Here is a 9,379-nt window from a genome sequence, read left to right on the forward strand (position 1 = left end):
GACGGGTTGGTGGGTGGGCGAGAACCGTCACCGCAGGTGAACTTGCAGCTCACCCGCGGTGACAGCCTGACGTCGAGTCAGAAGAAACTAATAATTCCCGACGCTCGTTTGGCATATGCCGTCCCCACCCCGGGAAGACGGAACGCACGACACGGGCCAAGATTCGGCCGGGTGGCGTCTCACTCGTATCGACCTCGCGTGACTACGATGTCCCTACGGGACCGGTAGACGTACTGGCCGCCGCCGATCATCGCCCACCACACACCAGAGCTCGGAAGGCCTGACGTATCCCATGGGGAACAACATGAGCTTCATCGGCCGTGACATGGCCGTCGACCTTGGGACGGCCAACACGCTGGTGTATGTGAGAGGCCGCGGCATCGTTCTCAACGAGCCTTCCGTCGTCGCGATCAATACAAACACCGGCGGCATCCTGGCCGTCGGCGCCGAGGCGAAGAAGATGATCGGGCGCACGCCCGGCAATATCGTCGCCGTGCGGCCGCTGAAGGACGGCGTCATCGCCGACTTCGAGATCACCGAGCGGATGCTCCGCTACTTCATCCTGAAGATCCACAAGCGCCGCTATCTGGCCAGGCCGCGCGTCGTCGTCTGCGTCCCCTCCGGCATCACCGGAGTCGAGCGCCGCGCCGTCATCGAGGCGTCCACCCAGGCCGGCGCCCGCCAGGTGCACATCATCGAGGAGCCGATGGCCGCCGCGATCGGCTCCGGGCTCCCGGTCCACGAGGCCACCGGCAACATGGTCGTGGACATCGGCGGCGGCACCACCGAGGTCGCCGTGATCTCGCTCGGCGGAATCGTCACGGCACAGTCGATCCGGGTCGCCGGCGACGAGCTGGACAACGCGATCATCCAGCACATCAAGAAGGAGTACAGCCTCCTGCTCGGTGAGCGGACCGCGGAGAGCATCAAGATCTCGATCGGCTCGGCGTACGACACGGACAAGGAAGAGCACACCGAGATCCGCGGCCGCGACCTCGTCTCCGGCCTCCCGAAGACCGTCGTCATCTCCTCCGCCGAGGTCCGCAAGGCCATGGAGGAGCCGGTCAACGCGATCGTGGACGCCGTTAAGACGACACTTGACAAGTGCCCGCCGGAGCTCTCCGGCGACATCATGGACCGCGGCATCGTCCTCACCGGAGGCGGCGCCATGCTGCGCGGGCTCGACGAGAGACTGCGGCATGAGACCGGGATGCCGATCCATATCGCCGAGGAGCCACTGGACTCCGTGGCGCTCGGCTCCGGTAAGTGTGTCGAGGAGTTCGAGGCTCTGCAGCAGGTGCTCGACGCTCAGCCCCGTAGATAGAAGGGGCGGGGGAACTAACTCGTGAGGGACACACGAGAGAGCAGAATCCTGCTGCTCCTGCTGGTGACGGTCGCGTTCGCGCTGATCACCCTGGACATTCGAGGCGGCGACGACTCGCCGCTGGACTCCGCCAAGCGCGGCGCCGCCACCGCCTTCGGGCCGGTGGAGAACGGCGTGGCCACCGTCGTCGACCCGGTCGGCAACGCGATCGCGGCGGTACGGGACTCCGACGACCGGCACAGCCGAGTGGCCAAGCTCGAGCGGGAGAACGCCGAGCTGCGCCAGCGCCTGGGCAGCGACGACCGCAACCGCGAGCGCGCCCGGGAGCTCGACAAGCTGCTGAAGACCGCCGGCGCCGGCCAGTACGGCATCAAGGGCGCGCAGGTCATCGCCATAGGAGCGGCCCAGGGGCTGAACTGGACCGTCACCATCGACGCCGGTGAACAGGACGGCCTCAAGCGCGACATGACCGTGCTCAACGGCAGTGGCCTGGTCGGCCGGGTCACCACCGTCGGCCCGACCACCGCCACCGTGCTGCTCGCCAACGACCCGGACTTCACCGTCGGCACCCGGCTGGAGAAGTCCAACGAGCTCGGCTTCGCCACCGGCCAGGGTGAGCGCGCGATGCGGGTCCAGCTGCTCAACGGCAAGGCGAAGGTGGAGAAGGGCGACCGCCTGGTCACCTTCGGCTCCGAGGCCGACAAGCCGTTCGTGCCGGGCGTGCCGATAGGGCGTATCACCAAGGTCATGCCGGTCGGCGGCGACCTGACCAGGACCGTGTACGTCGAGCCGTACGCCTCCTTCACCAAACTGGACATCGTCGGCGTCGTCGTGCAGCCGCCGCGCGAGGACCCGCGCGACACCGTGCTGCCGGAGAAGCCGGCCAAGCCGAAGCCGGCCCCGACCGTCACGGTCACCGCCAAGCCCGAAGAGGGCGAGGACGGCCAGCCGGTCGACGAGCCGTTCGCGAACGACGCGGGCAACAACCCTGACGAAGGCCTCGACGACGGGAACTGAGAACGATGCACGTCAACCGTCTGCTGCTGGCGGCCTCCCTGGTCGTCGTGGCCCTGGTCATCCAGGTGAGCGTGCTCGCCCGGCTGCACCTCCCGGGGGCGGTCCCGGACCTGATGCTCCTCGTCGTCCTCGGCCTCGCCCTCGTCTACGGGCACACCGGCGGCGCGCTCGTCGGCTTCGGCGCGGGCCTGCTCGCCGACCTCGCCCCGCCGGCCGACCACGCGGTGGGGCGGTACGCGCTCGTGCTCGCCGTCATCGGCTACTTCGCCGGGCTGGTCAAGCCGGAGAAGGGCCAGGTCAGATCGGCCGCCGGGCCGATGGTGGTGGTCGCCGTGGCGGCGATCTGCTCGACGCTGCTGTACGCGGGCGTGGGCGCGCTGGTCAGCGACAGCTCGGCGCGCGGTGTCGGGCTGGGCGGGCTGATCTTCTCCTCGACGCTGTACGACCTGCTGCTGGCGCCGTTCGTGGTTCCCGCGATCATGGCGCTGGCGCGGAAGGCGGAGCGCGAGGTGGTCGCGGACGGCACCGAGGGCACGGCCGGCTCGGCCGCCGGTGACTCCGCGTACCGCTGGCTGGCCGCGGGCACCGCGTCCGGGCGCGGGGGCAGGCGCGGGCGCGGCCTGATCGGCCGGCAGAAGGGCGGGGTCTTCACGGGCAAGGCGCCCTCGAAGGTGAAGGTGAGCAAGATCAAGGGGGTCAAACGGCTGTGACCAATATTCCGGCCACCGGCAGGAACACCCGAGTCACGATCCGCCTGATCGCCATTCAGGTGCTGGTCTTCTCGCTCCTGCTCACCCTCGGGGGGCGGCTCTGGTACCTGCAGATCCGCAACGGCGACGAGTACGAGAAGGAAGCCTCCGGCAACCACGTCCAGCAGGTCATCGAGCCCGCCGTGCGCGGCTCGATCCTCGACGCCCGCGGCGTCCCGCTCGCCGACAACGAAACCCGCCTCGTCGTCTCCGCCTCCCGTACGGCGCTGATGAAGATGGACGACGACGGCAAGAACGTCCTCACCAAGCTCGCCGGCGTGCTGGGCATGCAGCCGAAGGACGTCATCCAGAAGGTCCGGCTCTGCGACTCCGAGACCCCCAAGCCGTGCTGGAACGGCTCCCCGTACCAGCCCATCCCGGTCACCGACGAGGCCACCCCGCGGCAGGCGCTGCAGATCCGCGAGCGCGCCGAGGAGTTCCCCGGCATCTCCGCCGAGCCCGCCGCGCTGCGCCGCTACGCCGCCCCCGCGGGCGCCAACACCGCGCAGGTGCTGGGCTATCTCTCGCCCGTCACGGACGACGAGATCACGAAGGCCGAGGACAGCAAGAACCCGCTGCTGCGCACCGACCAGATCGGCCGCTCGGGCATTGAGCGCTCGTACGACAAGGACCTGCGCGGCCAGGCCGGGGTCAAGCGCTATCAGGTCGACAAGCTCGGCCGGGTGATAGGAGAGGCGAAGGGGCAGAAGGGCGTGCCCGGTTCGACGCTCGTCACCTCCATCGACTCCCGGGTGCAGGGCATCGCCGAGCGGGAGCTCGACAAGGCGATGAAGGCCGCCCGCAAGGAGTTCGACCGCAACACCGAGCGCAACTACAAGGCCGACTCCGGCGCGATGGTCGTCATGGAGGCCAAGACCGGCCGGGTGGTCTCGATGGCGTCGAACCCGACGTACGACCCGAACGCCTGGGTCGGCGGCATCGACGGCAAGGAATACCAGAAGCTGACCAGCAAGAAGTCCAACTACCCGCTGCTGAACAGGGCCATACAGGGTCAGTCGGCGCCGGGCTCGATCTTCAAGGTCATCCCGACCACGGCCGCGGTGAATGCCGGGTACCCCTTCGACGGCGGCTACCAGTGCTCCAGCTCGTACAACATCGGCGGCCAGGTCTTCAAGAACTTCGAGTCGCAGAGCCACGGCTCGATCAACCTCGGCCGGGCGCTCGAGGTCTCCTGCGACACCGTCTTCTACCGCCTTGCGCACAAGGAGTGGCAGAAGGACGGCGGCAACAAGCCGAAGAAGAACCCCAAGGACTGGTTCTTCAAGACCGCCAAGCAGTTCGGGCTGGGGAAAGAGACCGGCATCGACCTGCCGAACGAGGTCGCCGGCCGGGTCCCCGACCGTAAGTGGAAGTCGGACTACTGGCGCGCCAACAAGGACGGCTGGTGCAAGCAGGCCAAGTCCAAGAAGAAGGACTACGTCACCCAGATCGCCCGCGAGAACTGCCTCGAGGGCATGAAGATGCGCGCCGGTGACGCGGTCAACTACTCCATCGGCCAGGGCGACACCCAGGTCACCCCGCTGCAGATGGCGGTGATCTACGGGGCCATCGCCAACGGCGGCACGATGTACGACCCGACCGTCGGCAAGGCCGTGATCAGCCCGGACGGCAAGGACGTCAACGAGATCAAGCCGAAGTCGCACGGCAAGCTGCCGATGGGCGAGGGCACCCGTAAGGCCATAGACAAAGCGCTGGCAGGTGTCGCCACCCGGGGCACCGCGGCATGGCGCTTCGAAGGGTGGCCGCAGAAGCAGATCCCGATGCACGCCAAGACCGGTACGGCCGAGGTCTACGGCAAGCAGACGACGTCGTGGTTCGCCACGTACACCAAGGACTACACGATCGTGATGACCATCTCCCAGGGTGGTACGGGATCGGGAGCCTCGGCACCGGCGGTGCGGGCGGTCTACAACGCCCTGTACGGCGTGAACAAGGACGGCAAGATCAACCCGAAGAAGGCCCTGCTGCCGGCGCCGCAGCGCAAGCTGCCGAAGATCTCGGCCGATGGGACGGTGCAGTCGCCGTGATGAGCTCTTCCTCGGGCGGCTTCTACATCCGCCGCTATCAGCCCCAGCAGGGCACGTGGGGCAAGCTGACCGCACCCGGGTCGCTGGTGCGGCGGCTGGACTGGCAGCTGCTGCTGGCGGCGATCGCGCTGTCGGTGATCGGCTCCGCGCTGGTGTGGTCGGCGACGCGCGTTCGCGATGACATCGGTGAGGGCTTCCTCTTCCGGCACGTGATGTTCACGGCGATCGGCCTCGCGCTGATGGCGGGGACCGTGTGGCTGGGGCACCGGACGCTGCGCGGTGCGGTGCCGTTCCTGTACGCGGCGTCGGTGCTGCTGATCATCCTGGTGCTGACGCCGCTGGGCGTCACGATCAACGGGTCGCACGCGTGGCTCTCGCTGGGCGGCGGCTTCACCGTGCAGCCGTCGGAGTTCACGAAGATCACGATCATCCTCGGGATGGCGATGATCCTCGCGGCCCGGGTCGACGCGGGGGACCGGGAACACCCGGACCACCGGACGGTGCTGCAGGCGCTGGGACTTGCCACGCTGCCGATCCTGATCATCATGCTGATGCCGGACCTCGGCTCGGTGATGGTGATCGCGATGGCGATCCTGGGCGTGCTGCTCGCGTCGGGGGCCTCCAACCGGTGGGTCATCGGGCTGGTGAGCGCCGCGGTGGGCGGGGCGGTGGTGATCGTCTCGCTGGGGATGCTGGACGAGTACCAGGTGGCGCGGTTCGCCGCGTTCGCCAACCCGGCGCTGGACCCGGCGGGGGTCGGCTACAACACCAACCAGGCCCGTATCGCGATCGGCTCGGGTGGTGCGCTGGGCAAGGGGCTCGGCGAAGGCAGCCAGACGACCGGGCAGTTCGTGCCGGAGCAGCAGACGGACTTCATCTTCACGGTCGCGGGGGAGGAGCTCGGCTTTGTCGGCGCGGGCCTCATCCTCGTCCTGATCGGCGTGGTGCTGTGGCGCGCGTGCCGGATCGCGCAGCACGCGAGCGACCTTTACGGGACGATCGTCGCGGCCGGCATCATCGCCTGGCTGGGCTTCCAGTCCTTCGAGAACATCGGGATGGCGCTGGGCATCATGCCGGTGGCGGGACTGCCGCTGCCGTTCGTGTCGTACGGCGGGTCGTCGATGTTCGCCGTGTGGATCGCGGTGGGGCTGCTGCAGTCGATCGCGGTGCAGCGGCCGATGTCGGCGTAACGCACGGGCTGCGCCCGGGGCCGGCCGCTACAGATCCGCCTCCGGCGGGGCGGCCGGGTCGGGCTGTTCCGGCTCCGTCGGCTCCTCGGGGTCCGGCTCCGCCGGCGGGGTGTCCTGGGGGTCCGCGTCCGGGATCTCCGGTGGCGCGGAGGTCTCCGGCTCGCGCGAGGGCTCCGGCTCGTCCGTCGGCTCCGGTGCGACTGGGGCCTGGGGCCCCTCTGTCGGCGGGACGATCGGGGCCACGGGCTCCTGGTCCTGCAGGTCGAAGGTCGTCACCGGGAGGCCCTTCAGAGCAGCCTCCTGGTACGCCGCCCAGATGCGCGTGGGGTAGCCGCCGCCGTTGATCCGCGCCTCGCCCAGCGCCCCGTGCAGGGACGTCTGCGCGCCGGTCTTCGGGTCCTGGCCGAAGAGGGCGACCGACGTGGCCAGTTCCGGGGTGTAGCCGGAGAACCACGCCGAGCGGTTGTGTTCGCCCGTGCCCGTCTTGCCGGCCGCGGGGCGGCCCGTGGCCTGGGCGGCGGCGCCCGAGCCGTCCTCGACGACGCCCTGGAGGACGGATGTCGTGGTGTCGGCGGCCTCGCGGGACACCGCGCGCTTCTGCTCCGGCTCCGGCAGCGCGACCTCGTCGCCCTGCCGCGTCAGCTTCTTGACGAAGACCGGCTCGTGGGACTGGCCGTGTGCCGCCAGCGACGCGTACGCCGAGGTGATGTCCAGGACCGAGGCGGTGGCCGGGCCGAGGGCGATGGACGGGTAGGCGTTGAGGTCCGGGGTGTCCGCCGGGATGCCGAGCGCCACCGCGGTGTCGCGGACCGCCTTCGGGCCGGTGTCCTGCGCCATCTGCGCGTAGACGGAGTTGACCGACGCGTCGGTGGCGCGCTGCACGGATATCCGGCCGTACGAGATGTCGTCCTCGTTCTGCGGGCTGTAGCCGGCGAAGCCGGTCACCGGGCGGCGGCTGGTGCCGTCGTAGACGGTGTCGGGGCCGATCGGCTGCCCGTCGGCCGTCGTCGCGCCCTTATCCAGCGCGGCGGTGAAGACGAACGGCTTGAAGACCGAACCGACCTGGTAGTCGCGCCGGGTGGCGTTGCTGACGTAGCGCTCGGCGTAGTCGCGGCCACCGTAGAGGGCGACCACCTCGCCGTTGCGCGGGTCGATGGAGGCCGCGCCCGCGCGGACGCTCTGGTCGGCCTTGCGGGAGTCGGAGAGCTTGGCCACCAGCTCGTCGTCGACGGCCTTGACCAGGGCGTTCTGCCGGGGCTTCTGGATCGTGGTGGTGATGCGGTAGCCGCCCGCGGCGAGCTCCTTCTCCGTCAGGGCGCCGGAGTCGATCAGGTGCGACTTCACCGCCTCGACCAGGTAGCCGCGCTGGCCGGAGAGGCCGCGGTCGTCGCCCTGCTCGGTCAGCTCCGGGAGGCCGGCGGCCTTGCGGCCCTTCGCGGAGAGCCAGTGCTCCTTGCGCATGCCGTCGAGGACGTACGTGACGCGGCGCTCCACCATCTTCTTGTTCTCGGGGTGGGCGACCACGTCGTACGCGGTGGGGGAGTTGAGCGCCGCAGCCAGGAAGGCGCCCTCGGAGACGTCGAGGTCCTCCGCGTCCTTGCCGAAGTAGGCGTGCGCGGCGGCCTGGATGCCGTACGCGCCGCGGCCGTAGTAGCTGGTGTTGAGGTAGCCCTCGAGGATGTCGTCCTTGGACATCTGCTGGTCGACCTTCACCGCCATGAAGATCTCCCGGGCCTTGCGGGTGACCGACTGCTCCTGGGTGAGGTAGAGGTTCTTCACGTACTGCTGGGTGATCGTCGAACCCGACTGCACGCCGTCGCCGCGCAGCGTCTTCCAGCCCGCCCGGGCCATGGCGACGGGGTCGACCGCGGGCCGGTGGTAGAAGTCCCGGTTCTCGGCGGCCAGGACCGCGTGCCTGACGTGCTCAGGGACCCGGCTGAGCGGCATGTTCTCGCGGTCCACGTCGCCGTCCTTGGCGAGCAGCGAGCCGTCCGCGTAGAGGAAGGTGTTGTTCTGCGCGAGCGCGGCCTCGTTGGCGGCCGGGATCTTGGTCGTCGTATAGCCGTACGCGACCGCGCCGGCGCCCGCGACGAACAGGGCGGCAGCGGTGAGCAGGATCCACTTCAGCACCCGCCGGCGCCGGGTGGAAAGGGACGGAAGCATGTAGATGACGTTAACCGGGCAGACTATCCATTCTGCGCGGACCTCATCTCGCTCACCTCTGTGACCTGCGGTTTCATGGGGCCTGTGCGGTCAATGTCACATTTCAGGCGGCTCGCCCCCTGCCTGTGAGCGGGATCCGCGGCTAGATTCAGGCCATGGCGGACACAGTGCGGGAGATCGAGCGCAAGTACGAGTTCGCGGGAGAAGAGGAGTCGCTGCCCGACCTCACCGGCGTTCCCGGCGTCGAGGCCGTCGTCGACAAGGGCACCGACGCCCTGGACGCCACCTACTTCGACACCGCCGGGCAGCGGCTCGCCGCCGACGGCATCACCCTGCGCAGACGCACCGGCGGCGACGACGCCGGCTGGCACCTGAAGCTGCCGGTCTCCCCGGGCGTACGGGACGAGATCCAGGCCCCGCCCGCCGAGCAGATCCCGGCGCGGCTCACCGCCCTGGTCCGCTCCCGGGTACGGGACAGCGCGCTCAACCCGCTCGTCCGCATCGAGTCCCGCCGCACCGTGTGCCAACTGCTCGGCGCCGAGGGGGCGCTGCTCGCCGAGGCCTCCATCGACCGGGTCACCGCGAAGCGGCTGACCGGCGGCGAACTGCGCACCGCCGCCTGGACCGAGGTCGAGGTGGAGCTCGCGGACGGCCAGGAGCCCGCGTTTCTCGACGCCGTCGAGGCCCGGCTGCTGGAGGGCGGCCTGCGGCCGTCCGCCGCGCCGTCGAAGCTGGCGCGGGCGCTGGCGGAGACCGAGCCCAAGGCGGCGAAGCCCGCCAAGAAGGGGGAGAAGGCCGCCAAGGAGTCCGCCAAGAAGGGCGGCAAGAAGGGCAAGCAGGCGGCCAAGGGCAAGAAGGCCGCCAAGGCCCCCGAGCCGGCCCCGGTCC

The 9,379-nt window shown here is 69.6% G+C and carries 7 protein-coding genes; 6 read left to right on the plus strand and 1 reads right to left on the minus strand.

Going from position 1 to position 9,379, the window contains the following annotated elements:
• Positions 1-304 precede the first annotated feature (304 nt).
• From G5C51_RS36450 to rodA, 5 genes are read left to right on the plus strand one after another with little or no spacing between them, the layout of a single operon-like run.
• Positions 305-1,324: a rod shape-determining protein gene (locus G5C51_RS36450; RefSeq protein ID WP_165244236.1), complete on the plus strand. Its 1,020-nt coding sequence runs from the start codon at positions 305-307 to the stop codon at positions 1,322-1,324.
• A gap of 21 nt (positions 1,325-1,345) precedes the next feature.
• Positions 1,346-2,341 (plus strand): rod shape-determining protein MreC, encoded by a 996-nt coding sequence (gene mreC / locus G5C51_RS36455; protein WP_165244238.1) that lies wholly within the window; start codon positions 1,346-1,348, stop codon positions 2,339-2,341.
• A gap of 5 nt (positions 2,342-2,346) precedes the next feature.
• The gene (gene mreD, locus G5C51_RS36460; RefSeq protein WP_165244240.1) at positions 2,347-3,051 is read left to right on the plus strand and encodes a rod shape-determining protein MreD; all 705 of its coding nucleotides are present in this window, start codon (positions 2,347-2,349) and stop codon (positions 3,049-3,051) included.
• Positions 3,048-5,138, plus strand: a complete 2,091-nt coding sequence (mrdA, locus tag G5C51_RS36465) for a penicillin-binding protein 2 (RefSeq protein WP_165244242.1) — start codon at positions 3,048-3,050, stop codon at positions 5,136-5,138. The genes mreD and mrdA overlap by 4 nt, the downstream gene beginning before the upstream one ends.
• A complete protein-coding gene (gene rodA / locus G5C51_RS36470; protein WP_165244244.1) occupies positions 5,138-6,328 on the plus strand; it encodes a rod shape-determining protein RodA in 1,191 nt (396 codons plus the stop codon). The genes mrdA and rodA overlap by 1 nt, the downstream gene beginning before the upstream one ends.
• 27 nt (positions 6,329-6,355) lie before the next feature.
• On the opposite strand, the gene G5C51_RS36475 is transcribed toward rodA, so the two are convergent.
• Positions 6,356-8,491, minus strand: coding sequence for a transglycosylase domain-containing protein (locus tag G5C51_RS36475; RefSeq protein ID WP_165244246.1), 2,136 nt, complete (start codon positions 8,489-8,491; stop codon positions 6,356-6,358).
• A 155-nt stretch (positions 8,492-8,646) separates the two neighbouring features.
• Between G5C51_RS36475 and G5C51_RS36480 the strand changes: the two genes are divergently transcribed.
• The coding region (locus G5C51_RS36480; RefSeq protein WP_165244248.1) for a CYTH domain-containing protein at positions 8,647-9,379 on the plus strand (733 nt) is incomplete at its 3' end.

The sequence above is a fragment of the Streptomyces coryli genome (genome assembly GCF_011044975.1).
Lineage (GTDB): Bacteria > Actinomycetota > Actinomycetes > Streptomycetales > Streptomycetaceae > Streptomyces > Streptomyces coryli.